The organism is Mucilaginibacter yixingensis (assembly GCF_041080815.1).
GTDB lineage: Bacteria > Bacteroidota > Bacteroidia > Sphingobacteriales > Sphingobacteriaceae > Mucilaginibacter > Mucilaginibacter yixingensis.
This window is the reverse complement of record NZ_CP160205.1, coordinates 622,608-644,994: the sequence shown is the minus strand read 5'-3', so window position 1 is coordinate 644,994 and position 22,387 is coordinate 622,608. Positions and strand designations below refer to the sequence as shown.

The 22,387-nt window shown below is 45.5% G+C and carries 14 protein-coding genes; all 14 read left to right on the top strand.

Annotation, left to right across the window (positions count from 1 at the left end):
• The first annotated feature begins 50 nt into the window (after nt 1-50).
• The 14 genes from mnmE (at nt 51) to ABZR88_RS02660 (ending at nt 22,320) form a co-directional block, all read left to right on the top strand.
• Nucleotides 51-1,424: a tRNA uridine-5-carboxymethylaminomethyl(34) synthesis GTPase MnmE gene (gene mnmE, locus ABZR88_RS02725; RefSeq protein ID WP_107829441.1), complete on the top strand. Its 1,374-nt coding sequence runs from the start codon at nt 51-53 to the stop codon at nt 1,422-1,424.
• A 379-nt stretch (nt 1,425-1,803) separates the two neighbouring features.
• A complete protein-coding gene (istA, locus tag ABZR88_RS02720; protein ID WP_369434689.1) occupies nt 1,804-3,333 on the top strand; it encodes an IS21 family transposase in 1,530 nt (509 codons plus the stop codon).
• 20 nt (nt 3,334-3,353) lie between these two features.
• A complete protein-coding gene (gene istB / locus ABZR88_RS02715) occupies nt 3,354-4,115 on the top strand; it encodes an IS21-like element helper ATPase IstB (protein WP_107831783.1) in 762 nt (253 codons plus the stop codon).
• Nucleotides 4,116-4,527: 412 nt separating this feature from the next.
• Nucleotides 4,528-6,789 carry a DUF4978 domain-containing protein gene (locus tag ABZR88_RS02710; RefSeq protein WP_107831699.1) on the top strand — a complete coding sequence of 754 codons (2,262 nt, stop codon included), beginning with the start codon at nt 4,528-4,530 and terminating at the stop codon, nt 6,787-6,789.
• A 105-nt stretch (nt 6,790-6,894) separates the two neighbouring features.
• Nucleotides 6,895-8,292 carry a family 43 glycosylhydrolase gene (locus ABZR88_RS02705; RefSeq protein WP_107831697.1) on the top strand — a complete coding sequence of 466 codons (1,398 nt, stop codon included), beginning with the start codon at nt 6,895-6,897 and terminating at the stop codon, nt 8,290-8,292.
• 518 nt (nt 8,293-8,810) lie between these two features.
• Entirely contained in the window at nt 8,811-9,404 is a 594-nt protein-coding gene (locus ABZR88_RS02700; protein WP_107831695.1) for an RNA polymerase sigma-70 factor, read from the top strand.
• A 202-nt stretch (nt 9,405-9,606) separates the two neighbouring features.
• Entirely contained in the window at nt 9,607-10,263 is a 657-nt protein-coding gene (locus tag ABZR88_RS02695; RefSeq protein WP_107831693.1) for a TnsA endonuclease N-terminal domain-containing protein, read from the top strand.
• Nucleotides 10,239-11,996, top strand: coding sequence for a Mu transposase C-terminal domain-containing protein (locus tag ABZR88_RS02690; protein ID WP_107831691.1), 1,758 nt, complete (start codon nt 10,239-10,241; stop codon nt 11,994-11,996). Before ABZR88_RS02695 ends, ABZR88_RS02690 begins: the two co-directional genes overlap by 25 nt.
• Nucleotides 11,962-12,786, top strand: coding sequence for a TniB family NTP-binding protein (locus ABZR88_RS02685; RefSeq protein WP_107831689.1), 825 nt, complete (start codon nt 11,962-11,964; stop codon nt 12,784-12,786). Before ABZR88_RS02690 ends, ABZR88_RS02685 begins: the two co-directional genes overlap by 35 nt.
• Nucleotides 12,787-12,844: 58 nt before the next feature.
• Nucleotides 12,845-14,125 carry a TniQ family protein gene (locus tag ABZR88_RS02680; RefSeq protein ID WP_107831687.1) on the top strand — a complete coding sequence of 427 codons (1,281 nt, stop codon included), beginning with the start codon at nt 12,845-12,847 and terminating at the stop codon, nt 14,123-14,125.
• 203 nt (nt 14,126-14,328) lie between these two features.
• A complete protein-coding gene (locus ABZR88_RS02675; protein ID WP_107831685.1) occupies nt 14,329-15,363 on the top strand; it encodes a FecR family protein in 1,035 nt (344 codons plus the stop codon).
• A 191-nt stretch (nt 15,364-15,554) separates the two neighbouring features.
• Nucleotides 15,555-18,890: a TonB-dependent receptor gene (locus ABZR88_RS02670; RefSeq protein WP_107831683.1), complete on the top strand. Its 3,336-nt coding sequence runs from the start codon at nt 15,555-15,557 to the stop codon at nt 18,888-18,890.
• A 39-nt stretch (nt 18,891-18,929) separates the two neighbouring features.
• Nucleotides 18,930-20,567, top strand: a complete 1,638-nt coding sequence (locus tag ABZR88_RS02665) for a RagB/SusD family nutrient uptake outer membrane protein (RefSeq protein WP_245917124.1) — start codon at nt 18,930-18,932, stop codon at nt 20,565-20,567.
• Nucleotides 20,568-20,676: 109 nt separating this feature from the next.
• Nucleotides 20,677-22,320, top strand: coding sequence for an alpha-L-fucosidase (locus ABZR88_RS02660; protein WP_107831681.1), 1,644 nt, complete (start codon nt 20,677-20,679; stop codon nt 22,318-22,320).
• The last annotated feature ends 67 nt before the right edge of the window (nt 22,321-22,387 follow it).

Sequence of the window (22,387 nt, the reverse complement as noted above, 5' to 3'; positions counted from 1 at the left end):
GTTCATGGCTGATAGTTCATCGCCTTACTTACTACCATGAACTATGATCTATGAACGATTTACTAAACAACGATACCATTGTAGCCCTTGCCACCCCTGCCGGGATAGGCGCCATCGGGGTGATCCGCTTGTCGGGCACTGAAGCCATTAATATCATCGGCCGTGTGTTTAAGGGCAAGGACCTCAATAAACAAGCATCGCACACTATCCACTTTGGCCATATTGTAGATGGCGAGGTAACATTGGATGAGGTGCTGGTATCGCTGTTTGTGGCTCCTCGTTCCTACACGCGCGAGAATGTGGTGGAGATATCGTGCCATGGGTCTAACTATATTATTGAGTCGATCATCAAACTGCTGATCAAGAACGGTGCGCGTGCCGCCCGTGCCGGTGAGTTTACGCTAAGGGCTTTCCTGAACGGCCAGCTGGATCTATCCCAGGCCGAGGCCGTGGCCGATTTGATTGCTGCCAACTCCAAAGCATCACAACAGGTAGCTATGCAGCAACTGCGCGGTGGCTTTAGCAACCAATTGCAGGCCTTGCGCGAGCAACTGGTACAATTTGCATCGCTGGTAGAACTGGAACTGGATTTTAGTGAAGAGGACGTAGAGTTTGCCAATCGCGAGCAACTGCGATCGCTGGTTCATGAAATTATGCGGGTGATCGGTAAACTGATCCAATCGTTCGAGTTAGGCAATGCCATTAAGCAAGGCGTAAACACCGTAATTGCCGGCAGGCCAAACGCCGGAAAATCTACCCTGCTCAATGCCTTACTAAATGAAGAGCGCGCTATTGTAAGCCACATTCCCGGTACCACACGCGATACGATTGAAGAAATTTTGAACATCCGCGGCATCAACTTCCGCCTGATAGATACCGCCGGTATCCGCGAAGCTACCGACACCATTGAGCAAATTGGTGTGCAGAAGACGATGGAGAAGATCAGTCAATCGGCATTGCTGGTGTATGTTTATGATGCCCTGGCCATTACCCTTGAGGAACTGAATAACGATATTGCCAGCCTGCAAAAACCTGATATGAATATGCTGATCGTAGCCAACAAAGCCGATCTGCTTAACCCCGAACAGTTGGCCGCCCTGCCGCATACCGAAAGCGCAGTAATTATATCGGCCAAAGAAAAACGCCACATAGACGAACTGAAACACAAGATCTACGATGCGGCCATTAAAAGTCAGCTGAACGGCGATGAAACCCTGGTAACCAACATCCGTCACCTGGAAGCCCTCCAAAAAACCGAAACCGCCCTAACCCGCGTACTCGACGGCATAACTGTATCCGTCACCTCAGATTTCCTGGCGATGGATATCAAACAAGCCCTTCATTACCTCGGAGAGATTACCGGAACAGTAACTACGGATGATTTACTGGATAATATATTTAGTAAGTTCTGTATCGGCAAATAGGCCCGGCAAACACTCCAAATTTTTGACAACTTACGACAACTAAACAACTCACTGTTAGTAACTTACATCCATTTACCCTATCCAAATTCTTGGATAATTGCCCTTATTTTTCTCAATTTTGGTACTCAAATGGTGCTTGAAAAATTTGTTTTCGAGCTTATTTGAAATTTGGATGAATTAAGTCTCTTCGGGCTCTTATGTTGGAGAATTCGCTGATATTGACCACCTGATTTCGGCGCAAACTGACCACCGATTCCGCGGGAAAGTGACCACCTGATTTCGGAGGAAACTGACCACCCCGAACGAGCCACATATGCTGTAGAAGCAGGCCTATTTTTGAGGTTTAACAACTTCACTAATGGCCAACACTACGATAAGCATGAGTAAGATAAGACAGATCCTCAGGATGTACAGCCAGGGCCGCAGCAAGCTATCGATAGCGGCCCAGACCGGCGTGTCACGCAATACCGCAAAGAAGTACCTTATTGCGTTCGATGCCAGCGGCTTTACGTTCGAGGAAATCAATACCCTTAATGATAAGGAGCTGGAGGACTTCTTTGGCAAAAGCAGTGAACGTCCCCCGGACAAGCGAATGGTGGCCCTGCAACGCTGTTTCCCGCAGATAGATAAAGAGTTAAAGCGTGTCGGTATGAACCGCCGCATCCTGTGGGAAGCTTATATCAAAGAGTTCCCTGACGGGTTCAAGTACACCCAATTCTGCTTTTATTACAACCAGTGGAAAGCCCGCGTGAACCCCACGATGCACCTGGATCATAAAGCCGGTGATAAGCTGTATGTGGACTTTGCCGGTGAAAAGCTAAGCATAGCGGACAAGGATACCGGTGAGGTCATCGAGGCCGAGGTGTTCGTTGCTATCCTTGGCGCCAGCCAACTAACTTACGTAGAAGCTGTGCTGAGCCAGCAGAAAGAAGACTTTATAGCAGCCTGTGAGAATGCCCTGCACTTTTATGGCGGCGTACCTGCCGCCATCGTTCCCGACAACCTGAAGGCTGCCGTTACCAAGAGTAACCGCTATGAGCCAACGCTGAACGAGACCTTTGCTGACTTTGCCGACCATTACGGAACGACCATCTTACCAGCGAGGGCGTACCGCCCTCGTGACAAAGCACTGGTAGAAGGAGCCGTTAAGATCGTTTACAGCCGTATCTACGCACCTGTTCGCAAAGAGGCCTATCATACCCTTGCAGAACTGAATATCGCGATCAAGGTCGCTTTAGAAGCACATAACAGCCAGCCGCTGAAAGGCCGCAATTACAGCAGAAAGCTCCAGTTCGAGGAGATAGAACGCCAGGCACTCTCGCCATTACCGGCATTACGTTATGAGTTCAAACGGCAGCACCAGGCCACTGTAATGAAGAACGGACATGTTTGTCTGGGTATCGACAAACACTACTACAGCGTACCGTACCGCTTTATCGGCAGGAAGGTCAAACTGCTGTATTCCCGCACCAACGTAGAAGTCTACTACCACTATGAACGCATCGCCATGCACAGGCGCATCAAAAGCCCTTACAGCTACACAACGGATAAAGATCACCTGGCTTCGACACACCGCTTTATGACCGAATGGACACCCGATAAGTTCCTGGAATGGGCAGCATCCATTCACGAGGATGTGAGGCTTTACATCCTGAAGATACTGGACCGAAAGCAACATCCGGAACAAGCTTACCGCTCCTGTATCGGTATCCTCAGCCTGGCGCGCAAGGCAGGTAACGAAAGGCTGGCCAGCGCTTGCAGGCGTGCGCTCGGCTATGGCGTGTACAACTACAAGACCATACAGCAGATACTGGAGAACAAGATGGACAGCTACGAGGAAAGCTTATTTGCTGACGAGCTGCCTATGCCCAGCCATGACAATATCCGGGGAGAGAACTACTATAAATAACCATTAATGAACAGATCGATATGAACACGAACACCTTAGACAAACTTCGCAAACTGAAGTTCTATGGCATGTACCATGCCTTTAAAAGCTGCCTGGAAACGGGACAGACCGCAGAATACACCACTGATGAACTGCTGGCCCACCTGGTAGAGGCCGAATGGGACGACCGGCAGAACAGGCGCATAGAGCGTACGATCATGTATGCTAAGTTCCGCTATAAGGCCTCGGTAGAGAACATCCACTACCATGCCGACCGTAGTATCGACCGCAATCAGGTAATGCGCCTGGCAGACTGCCACTTTATTGACCGGAATGAGAACCTGTTGATCACAGGCAGCACCGGTATCGGCAAAAGCTATATCGCTTCTGCTATCGGACACCAAGCCTGCATACTGGGTTACCGCGTGTTCTATGCCAGCACACCCAAACTCTTTGCTAAGCTGAAGATGGCCAAGGCAGATGGTTCCTACATGAAGGATGTAGCCAAACTGGAACGCCAGCAACTACTGATCCTGGATGACTTCGGTATACAACCTTTTGATGCGCAGAGCAGGGCCGCACTGATGGAGATCATTGAGGACAGGCACGGTAAGACATCCCTGATCATCACCTCTCAGCTGCCGGTCAGTAAATGGTATGAGGTCATTGGTGAAAAGACGATCGCTGATGCTATCCTCGACCGCATCGTGCATGATGCGCACCGGATGGAACTAAAGGGAGAGTCGATGAGAAAAAGAAGGCCCGCAGAGCCCGAAAAAAGCTATCTGCAAAACACACTTTAAATAACTACTTTTGACAACGCTTCTACAGCGTTCGCTGCGCTCGTTCGCCAGCACTTTGGGTGGTCAATTTGCCACGGAATCACCTGGTCAACTTCTCCGTATTATACACAGAACAGGCAGCCTTCTTCAAGCCTTTTTTGGTTACGGAAAAGCTTTAATTGGCCATAAGTCACGAAAATTAACCTTTTGGGTAAGGGAATGAAGATTTTGACCCGCAAAATTCATGTTTTGTTACCCTCTTGTATGAATAAAGCGGCGTTACTTAGCGGTGCTTCAAATACGAGTTAACCAAGAAAATCTTCCCAAACGATTCAGAAATCAAGGCGCGAATCCAAGGGTACGACCATCTGCCTGATCTACGTACGACTATGTGAATAATTAACAAAAATTATATAAACCAAATGTTACTATCATGAGAAAAAAAGTTAACGTGTTAACGTGGAAGAAGGTTGTACTTCTTTCCACATTGTGTGTTGTTTTGGGCTGCAAAAAAAATATCCTTCAGGCCACCGAGGGTACTCCCGGAAAGGGTGCAGATTCCAAGAACCTGGCTGTCATGAGCACGACGCCTATCTCCACAGTCGATGTCAGTTTAAGCGGTTCTGAAAAATATGTCCTCAGAGTTGGCGGTATGCCCTATTACATGACTAATATCCAGATAAGGATCGACAAATTACGTTACTGGTCTACCTATGGTTGGAGCTGGGCCCAGTGCGAGGCTCTGGTTGCCCAGGCAGCATCAGACGGCTTCAATACCGTCAGTCTGCCGATCCACTGGTATGAAGTAGAACCAACAAAGGATAATTTTGATTGGACCATACTAGATACGTATCTTGGTTATTGCAATACTTATAACCTAAAGATGGAAATGCTTTGGTTTGGCGCTAACAGCGGCGGCCACGCCCAGCCGCTCGGTGACGCTTCCAGCAGCGTTAATCATTTACGCGTGCCGGATTATGTATTGTATTCTCCGGATGCGAACGGTCAGTCGCCCGCGACCACCAGCGATTATACCATCGACAGAACATACGGTAATTATACATTGAATATCACAGATGTGAATCTCAGGGCGCGTGAAACCTACGTGCTTGGCCAGGTAATGGCGCACATTGCATCATGGGATGCAGCGCACAGCTCCAAGCATCCGGTTATCGGCGTTCAGTTAAATAATGAATTCAGGGGCGGGAGCCATGATTCAGGCACCAATGACATCACCTACCTAAGTGCTATTGGAAGTGCGGTTAAAAACTCCGCCTATGTCGTGTGGACTCGTGTGAATAATATACACGACCAACCAACTTTAACAGCCAAAATCAATGCCAATGAAGCACTGCGCACTGGTGCCGGCACCAATGTAGATTTCATCGGAATAGATGATTATTCAAACGCCCCCGATGATATGGAGAGCGTGATGCCCTCTATCGGTAAAAATTTTAAAATGATCATGGAAAACGATGGGCATAACACAGGAAGGCTCAAACTAGCCTCGCTCGCCGGCGATACTCAGCTTGACACTTATAACATGTGCGGGCCAGATAACAATAATCTATATGATCAGACCACCGTGGGATCCTATAGCCCTCACGGAAGCTATGTAAACGAAGTGCGAACGATCAACCACATGATCCAGACAGATCCGGTTGACCTCGCCCTTAATGCGAATAGAAAGAACTTATTTGTACACAACTGGAAGGCCAACTCAACATCACCGTCGACTGGTGGCACATTATCGATAACCTATACGCCAACGACAAGCACGGATATCGGGATCAGCATTAAACGGAGTGCCACTGAGGCGGTACTGATGAGTGTTCAGGGCGGTACATTCACTTATGCTTCTTCACTTAATGTGACCGGCGCAAGCCAGGGGTACTTTGACGCCAGCAATACCTGGGTCAATCAGGGGACGGTTTCTTATACCAGTACATCAGTAGTGGTAGGGGCCGGTAAGGCCGTTCGCTTAACCTATACGGGCACCAGCGGCGGTACGGGCGGCAGCTCGCCAGCGCCGACCATAGTGGGTGTAGGCGCTGCAGCAGCCAGTACGGGAACGATCACGCCTTCACTGCCGTCAGGGCTACAGTCAAATGATATCCTTCTACTGTTTGTGGAAACGGCCAATCAGGCAGCGTCCATATCCAACCAAAACGGAGGAACCTGGGCAGTAGTAACGGGGTCAGGCGCAGGTACAGGAACCGCCGGCGGAACTGATGGTGCCCGGCTCACCGTTTTTTGGTCGCGTTATAATGGAACGCAAGGTGCGCCGACCGTAGGTGATTCAGGTGATCACCAACTGGCGAAGATGATGGCCATAAGAGGTGCCGTTGCAACAGGAAACCCATGGGAAGTTGTCAAAACCGATATCGACACATACACGGATACCGGTGGCTGGTCAACTGGTGGAACAACCACGAAAAACAATGATCTGATTGTGGTGGGCGATGCCGGAGCCTTGGCTAATACAACGGGAACTAACAACTATAATTATTGGTCGAACGGAGATTTCGCCGCTTTCACCGAGGTGATTGACGACAGTACGATAGTCGGGAACGGTGGTTCAATCGGCGTTGCTACAGGCGTTTTAACGATGGCCGGTTCTTATTCAAACAGCACTGACATTCATGCGGTGGCAACGAAAAAATCCCTGGTCGGTATAGCCATTAGGCCTCTATAGCGAAATTTAGGCTTAACATTCCGCCCCGTAACGTCCACTACGGGGCGGAATTTGTTTATTCACAAATCGTCACCGGGATTCCCTTAATTTTAATAAATAACAAATATGAAAATAATTTACTTGGTGCTGCTGCTGACGGGTGCGGCTCTTACGACTATCGCACAGCATAGCAAGGTTAATGAGATCAGTTCGGGCGTTCCCTGGTTTGATGATCGTGGTAAAGTGGTCAGCGCACACGGTGCTAATATCGTATCGGATCATGGACGGTATTATCTTTTTGGCGAAGCTCATTATGATAATAGTAATGCGTTCGCGGGCTTTAACTGCTATTCTTCTTCTGATCTTTATAATTGGAAGTTTGAAAAAATTGCCTTAACGGCACAGGATTCGGGCAGGCTTGGGCCAAAGAGGGTCGGCGAACGCCCTAAAGTGCTCCGGTGCTCCGCGACCGGAGAATATGTGATGCTGATGCACACCGACGATCTCGGTTACAAAGACCCGTGCATTGGTTACGCTACCTCGCCCACCATTACCGGTCCTTATAAATTTCGCGGCCCCATCCTTTTTAACGGACAGCCTATCAAAAAATGGGATATGGGATCATTTCAGGATACGGACGGCAGCGGGTACCTGATGTTACACGGCGGATTAATCTATAAACTCAATAGTGATTATCGCGGCATTTCCGAACTGGTGGCCGATAACAATTGGCACGGGTCTGAATCTCCGGCAATCGTCAAAAAAGGGGGAAGCTATTTTTGGCTCACCTCTGACCTGACCAGCTGGGAAAAAAACGATAATGTTTACTACACAGCGACCTCGCTGAAAGGACCCTGGACGTTTCAGGGAAACTTTGCGCCCAAAGGAACGCTCACCTGGAATTCACAGACAAGTTTTGTACTGACCATCGCCGGAACCAAAGACACGACGTATATGTTCATGGGTGACCGCTGGTCCTATCCCAAGCAAGCATCGGCAGCTACCTATGTTTGGCAGCCCCTTAAAATCTCAGGCACCTCGCTGGGTATGCCTGAATTCCTCGAATCATGGCAGGTTGATTCCCGGACAGGAATTGCCGTTGTTTCGGCACCTGGGGGAAAACCCATAAATATGAGTAACAAGAAGCATGTTACCCTGGCCGGAAACTGGATCACTGCAACAAGTGACGGCAGTATCAATACCACCGAAAAGGGTGCCGTCCTCACGATCAGGTTCACCGGAACCCGGATAAGCCTAACCGGGATGATCAGGCCGAACGGCGGTTATGCAAGCGTTTCGCTGATGGACAGTAAGGGAAGAAAAGCATTTCAAACACTATTAGATACTTATTGTAAATACCCGGCTACCATCTTATTATACAAGACACCAGTACTAGCCATGGGCACATATACCCTGAAGCTGACCGTGCTTGGTGAACACGGCAATTGGTCAGACAAGGCAGGGAATATATACGGCAGCACCGGAAACCTAATTAACATAAATAGGTTCATTGTTGGCCAATAGGAAGATCTTGCTTTTTAATTAGTAGCGCCCCACGATCATTTATAATTTTTACATCGCTCATAGGGTTTCCGGTTTTGTCAGATGTGAAAGATTCGCCGGTATTCCATACAACGTGTTTCACATGCGGCTTTAACGGCTTCTATTTAAATTCATTGCGCATACCAAACCATCTGAATGTCCGGTATGAAGGTCCTGATCATCCTCAGGAGAGATGGCCACTCCTGATTTCGTTGCAGATCAATAACGCCATGGTTCGCTATGAGGAGTAAAAAAAGAAAGTTCCTGCTACAAGCGAAAAAATATTAGCACGGGAAATCAGCATCTTCTTCGTTGAATCGCCCATTCAGCTATTTAATTGTATATTTTACATTTATAAATTTATTTATACCTTAGTGCTTCAATAACCTGGGTACACGTTAGCTTATTAACCAATTATTACGCGATTGCGGACTTTGAACAGATATTTAATCGGTATAGTATTTGAATTTTTAATCCTTGATTGATTACCGTTTTTTGGAATGGAAGATTTGGCAAAAATAACCGATGAACAGATTGTAAGCCGATTCAATGCAACGGAAGACCCTGCTGTTTTTGCTGAGATATATCGTCGTTATCACGCGCAATTGTATTCTGCCGCTTATAAACGTTGCTCTTCCACTGATGCTGCCGAAGAAATTGTTCAGGATTTGTTTATTAAACTCTGGAAGAACCGGTCGAACATTAAAATAACATCATCTTTGAGTGGTTACCTTTTTACAACCATACGAAATATGGTGTTAAACCATATCCAAAAAGAAGCAGTCCGAAAAAAAATCCAATGGTTATCCGGTTTTGAAAAAGCAGACTATGATAATTCCACGGAGGAAAGTGTCCTGGTTAAGGATTTAAATCATCATATCGACAGCAAATTAAGTACACTTCCTGATAAGTGCCGTTCCGTTTTTGAACTGAGCCGCAAACACCATAAAAGCAACAAGCAAATAGCCTCCGAGCTCGGTATTTCAGAAAAAACAGTGGAGAATCATATCACCCGTGCTATCCGGTTTTTACGGGTCAGCCTTCAATTCCTGCTGATCCCCCTGTTATACATTTTTTTCCATAAGTTACGATAGCCTTGCTATTGATTTCCCCCAAATGCCTGCCGTATAACGGACAAAAACGTCTGGAATCCCACAGAGCAATTGTCACTTTCCTTATTTAATCATACACATTTTTCATACTTAATCATACACTTGTTAACACGGTGTTAAAAAATTGTCAAATCAATATTTGTAGCCAGTAAACAACTTTGCGGCACCAATTACAAATCTGATAATGTTTTCAAAGCCGGCTCGCAAGATCGGGCCAAACAACCGTTCCATTACCGGTAAACATATTACCGGAAAATCGCCTACAAGCCAGCACTTTGAAAGTGCGCTTGAACGTGATCATTTTTCTTTGCTGGAGTATGACCCCGATATTGTAAAATTCACCGCCCAGCCGGTAACCATATTTTATTCAGATCAAGGTTATTCCCGCCGCTATACACCGGATGTTGCCGTTTATTACAGGCCCGAACTGGAACGCAAGCCTTTATTAATAGAAGTAAAGTACCAGGCAGAACTGATCGAAAAAAAAGATGCGCTTGAGCCAAAGTTCAATGCGGCACGAAAGTACGCCCATCAAAATGGCTATGAGTTCTGTGTCATTACAGAAAATGAGATCAGGACAGACCGTTTATACAACATCAAGTTTCTAAATAGGTATAAAGGTCAAAAGACCGATGCCGGTTTATTGCAGATTATTAATAACCGGTATGCGCAACAAGCCACACTTACCCCACTACAGTTAATAAATGACCCTTCATTTGAAATCAATGATCAGCTTCTTTATACGCTTTGGCAATTGGTGGCGGATCGCGTTCTCACTTTTGATCTGGATGAAAAAATAACCATGAACACGAAGATATGGAAACAGCAGCAGCACCGGTAAACGGCATTAGAGCATTATCCAATCTTTCAAATGCTGAGTGGGAAGTTGCTTTAAAGCGCTATTATATCATATTACCCCTCATTGATAATGAGCCAGGCTTTACAATCGCATCAGTTGCCAGAAAGTCAAAAGTAACCAGGCAGACTATTTACAGGTGGTTGGAACGGTACACGCAAACCCAATCTGTATCCTCGTTGCTTAAAGATGATACCGGATGCCCTAAAGGAACAAAGCGGATCGCCGTAGACACGGAAACCATTGTTGAAGAAGTTATCAATAGCCGGTATCTTAACAAACAAAAGCTTTCTTTAAAGAAAGCTACTATCGATGTAACACTGAAGTGCCGCGAGGCGGGCCTGCCTGTCCCTCATTATAGTACGGTCAGGAGGCGCATCGCCCAGATCAGCGAGGAACAAAAACTGGCGCGCAGATATGACAGCAGTATTGCCGGTTATAAATATGACCCTTTGTTGGATCAGTTTCCCAATGCAGACTACCCGCTTGCCGCAGTACAGATCGATCATACCAAACTTGATATTCTTGTTGTTGACGAGATAAACCGGGAATGTGTCGGCAGGCCCTGGATCACGCTGGCCATTGATGTGTACAGCAGGATGGTCGTCGGCTTTTATATATCGCTGGACCCGCCTGGTGTTTTGGGAACAGGTCTATGTTTATCCCACGCGATATTGCCAAAGGAACTTTGGTTAAGCCGCCTTGATGTGCCTGGTAAATGGCCTTGTCATGGGGTAATGAGATCACTTTACATGGATAACGCCCGCGAGTTCAGAGGCCGTTCGTTAGAACGATCCTGCCAGGAATATGGCATAGAGATCAACTTCCGACCGGTAACCAAACCACATTATGGCGGCCATATCGAACGCCTGATGGGTACCGTACTTCGGGAAATACATGCGTTACCCGGAACGACCTTTTCCAATATAAAAGACAGGAAACATTATGACTCAGAAGGTAAAGCCTGTTTCACTTTAACCGAACTGGAAAAATGGGTCGCCGACTTCATCGTTGGTGTTTACCATCAGCGAAAACATTCCGGCATTGGCACCACGCCACTTGCCCGTTACAACGAAGGAATATCGGGCAATCTGCATCAGATCGGGGTCGGTAAGGATATCAGAATGATAGATGAATTAAAGCTGAAGCTTGACTTTATGCCGTTTGAAGAACGCACGGTTCAGCGCTATGGGGTATCCATCGATGGCATAGCTTATTATGGTGACATCTTGCGGAAATGGATACATGCCTACAACCAGCCCAATTCTATGGACAGGTCTAAAAGGAAGTTTGCCTTTAAAAGAGACCCGAGAGATATCAGCACGATCTACTTTTATGATCCTGAAACTGAGCAATACTATGATATCCGCTACCGGAATACTTCGTATCCGTCCATCACGATCTGGGAGCATAAAGAAATCCTGCGGGTGTTAAAGGCGCAGGGTATATCCCGCGTGGATGAAAATATCATCTTCGAGACCTATGCACGGTTAAGGAATATGGAAAACAGCGCGGTCAATAATACTGCGTCGGCCAAACGCCGCCGAAACCAAACCCGCAAAAATTACGCGACAGCAAATAATATCAGAAATCAGTTTATGCAAGTTGTCGAACCCGATGATACAGAAACCGAGTTCAAATATGACCCCAATGCCGTTTATCTACCTTTTGAAGACTTAGAACATGACCCTTTTAACAAAAACAAATCTTACTTCTAAATTGTCTGACCGCGAGCGGATCGCCCATATCAAAGCTGACTACTGGATACCCTACAAACGTGCAAAAGAAGTACTGCAAACGCTGGAAGACCTGATGGATCATCCGAAGACCACACGTATGCCTGCACTTTTACTTTGCGCCCGGACATCCAACGGCAAATCCCACCTTTTGCAAAAGTTCTTTGATGCCTACAGGCCGGTCGTAACGCCTGAAACAGAGAACTTGACCATCCCGGTTGTGTATGTGCAGGCACCTCCCAAACCGGTTGAAAAAGCTTTCTTTGTCAATATATTAGAAGCATTAAATGCTCCTTACCGTGTTTCCAGCAACGAGATTGCGCTTCGTTACCAGGTGTTTAAGATCTTGCGGGCCGTGGGAACGCGCATCCTGATCATTGATGAGATACACCATATACTGGCCGGTGCATATCTGAACCAACGCGCTTTTCTAAACGAGATCAAAGGGCTGGCGAATGACCTGCAAATCGTTATTGTTGGCGCAGGTATCCGGGACGCTTTAAGCGCAATCAATACAGACCGGCAAATCTCTAACCGCTTTGAGCCAGCTATATTACCCACCTGGAAACTGGATGGTGATTACTTCCGGCTGTTGTCCAGCTTTGAGGCCATGCTGCCATTACACGAAAGTTCCAACCTGACCAAAGAAGATATTGCCATCAAAATATTGGGGATGTCCGGCGGCACCATTGGCGAAATATCTACCATTATCAAGAAAGCGGCGATCATGGCAATCCACACTGGTAAAGAACATATCGACATACTATACTGAATAATATCAGTTATGTAGGGCCGGATAACCGCCAAAAACAATACGAACAGATGGCCATATGAGCTTTAACCTGTTTGAAACGAGAAATAATCAACTGCTACCGGCGCTTTGTAAACCTTTTCCCGATGAACTTTTGAGCAGTTGGATGGCAAGAATGGCTTATCAGCATGGATTGACCACAAAGGAAATGTGCGCCTACATTTGGCCAAGCTATAGTGGCAACCCAGACATTGACCGTATAGTAGGCGATGCCAATCTTAATATACTGGCTGAGAAGACCAATTGCACTTTTGCAGAGGTTAATGCCACAACGATGGCCTTTTATAAGCATGTGCTGTTTGCTCAAAAAAACCTGTTGTATGCCCCGGAGCAATGGATCATACCCAGTAAAAGGATAGGAAGCAAAAGTGGTTATATGCAGCATAGCTCCGGCCTGATGTTCTGCCCTAAATGCCTGGAAAGCGAACCCTACTTTAAAAAACAATGGCGCTTAGCCATATCATTTGCCTGTACCAAATGTGGATATTACCTGATAGAAAGTTGCCCGCATTGCCATAAAGGCAACTCCTTTATTGATGTGCGCCAGCCTAACTTCGCTCATCAAAGCGTCTATGAACATATGGTTTATTGTCACCATTGCGGCAAGGATGTTACGGATTGTGAACCGGAAATTGCACCTGTTCGGGTTGTTAAAACCCAGCAGCTACTCTTTGAAATCATGGAACACGGGCTTAACGAAAAAGTCATTTACACAGAGTCCTACTTCAAAGTTCTGCATCACATGGCCTCATTATTACTAATCGACAAACAGACTGACAGAAATATAAAAAAGCTTGCAGAGTATGTTTATTGGGAGAATAATCTGTCTCACAGCGATCTTCGTCCGTATAATGATACTATAGTCCTCCGAGACTTGCCAGTTAAAAAAAGAGCGGTCGTTATCATGCTGGCACATTGGGTGCTGCAAGACTGGCCGCATAGGTTCATTGATCTCTGCCTTACTCATAAGGTTAAAAAGAGTAGCCTATTATCCGACTTCCCCAATGCGCCTTACTGGTTCTGGGAGGCAGTTCGTCACGGTTTAGAACCATCCTTTCCGGCCAAACTTGATAACCTAAAACACGATAACACAGATACCTGTACAGTCAGAATGAAAGAACCCTGCCTTAAAAGGCTCGATTATGACTATGATGAATACTTTTACGATGACAATAAATATGAAGACGATGATTCCGACTGTATCAATCCGGACAATATAGAAAGGATACAGCGATTGTATGGTATCGACGATACAAGAAGACTAAGATACCTGTTTAACCGTGAGGAGTGCTGGAATTGAATTGGCAGACCAACATCAGCAACGGTGTATCAAATCGGCAATAATAGAAAGTGTATGATGAAATGTGAAAAATGTGTATGATGAAATGTGAAAAGTGACAGCAATAGCCGCCTGAAAAAAATTTCTTAAACGTTTAGGGGGTAGGCCTGTCGAGAACTGTCATGAATATGTTACAGTAAAATTGAAACCTATATTCCCGATAAATGAAACCAATTTCGCCTGAATTGATAGAAAAATACCTGCGGGGAGAATGCACCCTGGAAGAAAAGGCTATCGTATTGAAGTGGTACAATTCGTTTGATGCTAAAATGGATCATTACGAAACGCTAACGGACCTGCAAAAACAGGAATTAAGTACGCGTATGTTTGACAATATCGAATCGGGCATCCATCCTGATCAAGAAATAAAAAATAATAGGGTAAAATACCTCAAACGCGTTGTTTATTTTATCGGTGCCGCCGCTGCTATTATCCTGGTGATTTATCTCCCGGGCTTACTGAAACCTCAAAGATCAACACAAGCAACTGCTTCTGTTCAGGATGAGGAAATTGTGATCACCAACCGTTCGCAGGCCATAGCAAAGCAAATCCTTCCAGACAACAGTATTGTGTGGCTTAGTCCCGATGCTCAAATTAAGTATCATAAAATATTTAAAAAGGAGTTGCGGGAAGTGACTTTGTCCGGTGAATCATTTTTTGAAGTAACTAAAGATAAAGCCCACCCATTTGTGGTTTACAGTAAGAACATAACAACCCGGGTTTGGGGCACAAGTTTCAGGATACGTGATTTCAAAAATTCATCTCTCGCCGAAGTTGCGGTGGTTACCGGTAAGGTCTCGGTTACGATTGCCCCGGATAATCAGCGCAAAGGCTTATTCAAATCAAACGCCGGTTTGAAAGACAATGTGATGCTGTTACCGCGTCAAAATGTTATTTATGAAAAAGCACAGAATAACCTGCAGATCGGTAAAGTCAATACGGCATCGTCTATCAGTATTTGGGAAAAAGCCAGTCTTTCTTTTGACAATGTTCCTTTAAAAGAAGTGGTCTCGGCGTTAAACAAACAATTTAATGTGGAAATCATCCTGCAGGATAAAGAGTTGGGTAATTACCTGCTCCAGGCCGATTTTAATGACCAAAGTCTGCCGGACGTTATGGAGATGTTAAAAAAACTGTTAAGGCTCACCTATGTAACAGATGGGAAGAAATTTATGTTGCAAAAGGGCTATTCCATTTAACTTAACCAATTTAGTTAACCTAAAAATCCAGCTATGAAAAAATAAAAAACTCAATTTTCCAAAAATGAAAAGAAAGAGTGGTTGTGACACTCTTTCTCTCAGTTACCCCAAAAGTCACGGAATGACACCTTGAAACAAGGTGATGGGGTTTGTTTTGTCTCATTTTTTAACCAAATAAAACAATCTAATGTATGAATTTTAATTTACAATCCATCGACTGGTGTAAAATCATGAAAATAACATTTAGCCAGCTATTAATAGCCCTTGTATGCACCGGAATTTCTATGGCAAATTCCAGTCGCGCACAAAGTGTCCTAACCCGGAAGGTCGATCTTAGCACTACTAATGCTGATCTGAATAGTACCCTAAAGAAACTCGAAAAAACCGCGGGGGTAAAGTTCATCTATTTCCGTAATATAGCAGAAACACCAAAGAATATCACGATTAATGCGCACGGAAGAACGCTTAATGAAGTGCTGGAAGAACTGTTGAAACCTTACAGCATTCATTATGATGTAGTGAATGACCGTATTGTCTTAAGTAAATTACAAGCTGATCCTGCTCGCCTAATCAAAAGCGACGCCCCTATGGCCGACGTACCACAAAGCGTGCCTGTAAAAGGTAAGGTTACTGATGATACAGGACAGGGATTGCCTGGTGTTGTTGTTAAACTAAAAGGGACAAACACCGCAGTGACCACAAATGCACAAGGAATTTATAATATAGATATTCCTGATGCCAATGGTATCCTGGTGTTCACCTTTATTGGTTATACCGCTCAGGAAATAGCGATCAATGGTCAGAGGACCATTGATGTACAGTTACAACCCGAAAATAAAACCCTGAATGAAGTAGTGGTTGTAGGTTACGGAACACAGAAAAAAGTGAATCTGACCGGTTCGGTTTCAACCATATCCTCAGCAGATCTGGATAACCGACCGCTAACCCAAGCCTCACAGGCGCTTGCAGGATTGGCAACGGGTGTACAGGTGCAACAAGGAGGTGGGCGCCCGGGCAGCGATGGCGCTAATATTACCATTCGCGGTATAGGTACGTTCAATTCAGGCCGTAACCCTTTGGTTTTAATTGATGGAATAGCCGGGTCTATAGACGATGTAGCACCGGACAACATCGGGAGCATCACGGTATTAAAAGATGCAGCTTCGGCCTCCATATACGGCAATCGTGCTGCCAACGGGGTTATTTTAATAGAAACCAAGCGCGGCAAGACAGGTAAAATACAGGTAGCCTACAATAACTATTTCGGTAAAGAACAAGTAACTGCCCTGCCAAAGTTTGTGGATTCCTGGACCTACGCACAATTAACCGGTGCTACTGCCGATATCGTTGCCAAGTATCAAAGTGGTGCTGACCCGGATAACTATCCTAACGTCTTTCATTTGAAAGACCTTGTAAACTCCGGTTCTGGTTTCCAACAGTACCATAATGCCAGTTTTTCGGGTGGAGAGGGTAAAACGGTTTATTTGTTTTCCGGCAGTTTTCGCAATGATAACGGGATAACAGCCAAAACTGACAACAAACGTTACGATATTCAAGCAAATATTGATAGTAAACTTAAGGATAATTTAAGCCTGAAAACCAGCCTAATGGGCTTTTCCCAAATTCAAAAACAACCACAATCCAATGCAGCCGGGATTGGCGGGATTATTGGCTATTCGGTTCGCGAACCAAATACTTATGCGGGGTTAAAATCCGACGGCACCTACGGTCACCAGGATTTTTTCGCACCTGAGGCCTGGCTGGCTAATCCCGGATTTAACAATTTCAGAGCAAAAAACTTTTACGGCAGTTCGGTTTTATCCTGGGAGCCGTTAAAGGGGCTAACATTAGCCGGAACCGCGGCATACCATTATTACACCAGTGTTAATACCACCTTTATCCCGGATGTAAACCTGGACAAAACAACCTATGTGGGGCCAAATAGCCTCCGTAACACGTCTGTCGATGGTCAGGAAGTTACATTGATTGCCACTGCAACTTATAATAAATCTATCGGGCAGCATAATTTTAAATTGCTGGCCGGATATCAGCAGGAGGAACACCGGGATAACACCTTCAGTGCTTATCGCGACAAGTTTCCCAACAATCTGCTCTACCAGTTGGATGCCGGTGCAACTACCAATCAACAAAACAGCGGGTCTGCTAACGAGTATGCGTTTCAATCTTACTTTGGTCGTTTAAACTACAATTTTAAAGAGAAATATCTATTAGAGGTGAATGGCCGGGTTGACGGTTCATCACGCTTTGCGCCGGATAATCGCTATGGTTTTTTCCCCTCTATTTCTGCAGGCTGGAGGATTTCAGAAGAGCCTTTTATCAAAAATAAAATTAATTGGATCGATGAGTTGAAGATCCGTGCATCTTATGGTTCATTAGGTAATGCCAATATCTCCAATTACCCTTATCAATATGCGATCAGTACAAGTCCTAAATATGATTTTGGAGGCACTATCGCTCCCGGCGCCGCGGTTACGGCAGCGTCAAACGCTGATATACAATGGGAAACAACCATTTCAAAGGACTTAGGGCTTAACTTTACTTTATTTAAAGGTAAATTTAGCGGTACTGTTGATTTATATGAACGGACTGCCAAGGATATTCTTTACCAGGTTCCGGTATCGGGTACACTGGGATTGAGTGCTCCAACACTCAATGCGGGCTCTATTCAAAATCGCGGGATTGAAGCTGACATCACCTATAACACTCAACTTGGAAAGCTCCGGTTAAGCGTAACGCCTAATTTTTCTTACAACACACAAAAGGTAGTAAAGATTGCCGGCGACCTTCAGACAGTTATACCCAACTTTTTCTTAGGCCAGCCTCTAAATCCTATATATGGTTATGTGGCAGATGGTCTATTCAAGGATGCAGCTGATGTGGCGAGTTACCCGACGCAACCCATCGCCGGGCAACCTGGTCAGATCCGCTTTAAAGATATCAGCGGCCCTAATGGCGTGCCCGACGGCAAGGTGGATGCTACCTATGATCGTGCCATTATCGGTACTAAAGACCCCAAAACATCCTATGGCCTGAATATTAATGCCGCGTTTAAAGGTTTTGATCTGGCCATATTATTTCAGGGCTTAGGTGGTTATCAGGTGCAAATGGGTTCATACCTGGCTTATGCCTATTATAACGGCGGTAACATTCAACAATGGCAGGTTGACAATGCCTGGACAACAGCGAATCCTGACCCGAATGCCCAATATCCTAAGATCACTAATTTAAGCCAGGGTAGTGCAAACGTGCAAACGAACTCCTTCTGGAACAGATCGGGCACCTTTTTAAGATTGAAAAATGCACAGGTCGGCTATAACCTACCTACCGGGGCTTTGCAAAAATTGCATATCAACAAACTGCGGATTTTTGCCGGCGGTCAGAACCTGTTTAACTGGAATCATTTTTACCAAGGGTGGGACCCGGAAAACAGCCAGGGCTCCGGCGATAACCCTAATTTCTATCCGCTTACGGCCATTTATACCATTGGCCTTAATGTGAAATTTTAAAGAAAAGCGTCCCAGCTATAAAACATTAAATTATCAAAAATGAAAAAGGAAATAAAATATAATATGACCATGAAAGCTTGGTGTATAGTAGGCTTGCTAAGCCTTGCCATACCCGCTTGTAAAAAAGATCTATTGGATAAACAACCGTTATCGTCCATATCTGATGCGACATTTTGGAAAACCTCCAACGATGCGACTTTGGCTTTAAACGGTGTATATGACTCAGGATCCGGGTTTACCGGTTATAATTTTTGGTGTGGCACCTCCATGGTTAACCTGGACCTGATGGCCGGGAATGGCTCCGAGAAAGAAGCGATACCTGATCATTTTACCGACGGTACTTTAAGCCCCGCGTATTCATATGTCGGTTCATATTATTCTCAAGCTTACGCGCAAATTGGCAGGTGCAATAATTTTTTGGATCACATTGGCCAGGTAACGATGGACGCAACGGCGAAAAATGTGATGATTGCGGAAGTCCGCACTATTCGGGCCTATGATTACTTTAACCTAGCTCTTTATTTTGGCGATGTGCCTTTGATCCAGCATTTATTAACGGTTGATCAGGCTAACAGTGTTACACGGGCACCGAAAAATGATGTTTGGACATTCTGTGAAGCTGAATTAAAAGCTGCTGCCACCGTGTTGCCGGCCAGTGTGCCTGATGCCCAACAGGGCCATATGACCGCAGCTTCCGCTTTGGCGATATTGGGCCGGTTACAGATGGCCGAAAAGAAATGGACAGAGGCTGCCGCCAGTTATAAAACGATCATGGACTTTAATTACTATGTTATTGACCCGCGGTACCGAGAATTATTTTTAAATGCAGGCGAGTTGAGCAAGGAGGTCATTATGTCCATGCAATACATCAAGGATACCTATAACCATGCTTTGCTCCAATACTTGACACCCGAAACCTGGGGTGGCTGGCACCAGTACTCGCCTTTTAATGAGTTAGCGAAGGAATTTGAATGTACCGATGGCAAAACAATTGATCAGTCGCCGTTATTTGATAAAAATAACCCTTATAACAATCGCGACCCGCGTTTAGATTTTACGCTGATGATATCCGACCGGACGGTATTGCGTGGAACAACCTACTCTGCCAAGCCAGGTACCACCAAAGCTGATCGACTGGATGAGTATCCGGGTGTTTGGAGTGGTTATTCCATCTATAAGTTCATTGAAGAAGATCCGGCAGTAGGCACCACTTCAAATGACGGCAACAACTTCCCACTTATCCGGTATGCCGAAGTATTGTTAGGCTACCTCGAATCTAAGATAGAGTCCGGCGCTCCAATAGACCAGGCTTTGCTTGACGCCACCATAAACAAAGTGCGCGGCCGCGCGGCGGTGCACATGCCTGCTGTAACCACAACAGACCCAACGGCGCTGCGCGCTATTTTAAGAAGGGAGCGCCGTGTAGAATTTGCCTTTGAAGGTATCCGTTACTACGATTGCCTGCGTTGGGGTATCCTTGCTTCAGAGAACAATAAACAATTTACCGGTATGAAACTAACCAATACGCCAGCTACATACACTGCTTTCCCGGTAGATGCAGATGGATATTATATTTTCAAAAAGAGAAATTTCGTGGCAGGTAAAAACGAACTGTGGCCAATACCACAATCCGAGCGTGATTTGAATAAAAACCTGACCCAGAATCCAGGTTACTAGATAGATTTTGGTTTTTTTAAATTGGTAGTCCCTCCCGGGATGGCGACAGATGGAAGTGTGGCCTTTAAGCCACCTTCCTGATGTTGTTTTGAACTGACAAAAAATTTGTATGAAAAGAAGAAGTTTAATAAAAGGATTAGCTACGGGTGCTGGCGCATTGATGCTATCCCGCGCTTCAGGCAATGGCCTGTTCTCTGATTTAATTGCTGACGGGGCAAAACGACCGTTTTTACCTACCTGGGATTCGCTGGCACAGTATAAAGTACCCGAATGGTTCAGGGATGCCAAATTTGGCATATGGGCGCATTGGGGGCCGCAGTGCCAACCGGAGCGCGGTGATTGGTACGCCCGTGGCATGTACCAGGAAGGTAGCGATCAATATAAGTTCCATTGTCAAAAATATGGGCATCCATCAAAGTTTGGCTTTAAGGATGTGATCAACGAGTGGAAAGCCGAGAATTGGAATCCTGAAGAACTGGTTTCGCTTTATAAAAAAGCGGGCGCTCAATATTTTATGGCATTGGCTAATCATCACGACAATTTCGACCTTTATGACAGCAAGTATCAACAGTGGAACTCCACGCGCATGGGGCCTAAAAAAGATCTGATCGGCGGATGGGCAAAAGCAGCCAAAAATAACGGACTGCCATTTGGTGTTAGTGTGCACGCGGCCCACGCCTGGAGCTGGTACGAAACATCGCAGCGGGCGGATCAAACCGGGCCATACGCAGGCATCCCTTATGATGGTAAAATAATAGAGGCCGATGGTAAGAATAAATGGTGGAATGGATATGACCCGCAGGAGCTATATGCTCAAAACCATCCTTTAAGTGAAAACAGTCTGGACAATGGCATGATCCATAGACAATGGAACTGGGGTAACGGCGTTGCTGTTCCAACCAAAGCATATTGTGACAAGTTTTACAAACGCACCATTGAGCTCATTGATAAGTATGATCCTGAACTGATTTATTTTGACGATACCGCACTACCTTTATGGCCTATAAGCGATGCCGGGCTACGTATAGCTGCGCATTTATACAATACCAGCATCAAAAAACATGGCCATTTACGTGCTGTAATTTACGGCAAGATATTAGATGAAAAACAACGTAAATGTATGGTATGGGATATCGAGCGCGGCCAAAGTAACCAAATAGAGCCTTTGCCTTGGCAAACAGATACCTGTATCGGCGGCTGGCATTATGATCGCCGGTTGTATGATAATAATAAATACAAGACTGCTAAAACGGTGATCCACACCATGGTCGATGTTGTCAGCAAAAATGGGAATCTACTGCTCAATATACCGGTAAGGGGGGATGGCAGCATTGATGAAAAGGAACGAGCTGTGGTGGAAGATATTGCTGCCTGGATGCAGATAAATAGCGAAGCTATTTACAGTACCCGGCCCTGGAGAGTATTTGGGGAAGGACCGGCTATGGAATCAGCTGCTCCTATCAGTGCCCAGGGATTCAATGAGGGTAAAGGTAAACCATTCACAGCAACGGATATACGTTTTACCACAAAAGGCAAAACATTATATGCCATTATGTTGGGTTGGCCGACAGATAAAATAGCTTTAATAAAGAAACTATCCGCCAATGCCGGAAAGGTTGAGGCCGTTAGTTTACTTGGTTATCACGATAACCCCCACTTTGAGCAAACAACCGAAGGTTTAAAAATACGGTTGCCGGATTATGCACCATGTAAGGATGCGTTTGTGCTTAAAATCCAGGGGGCGATAGTATAATGAGATGGCTTTACAGCGCTTGCGACCAGCCATACATGGGCAAACAATATTACCTAGACGCAATCGT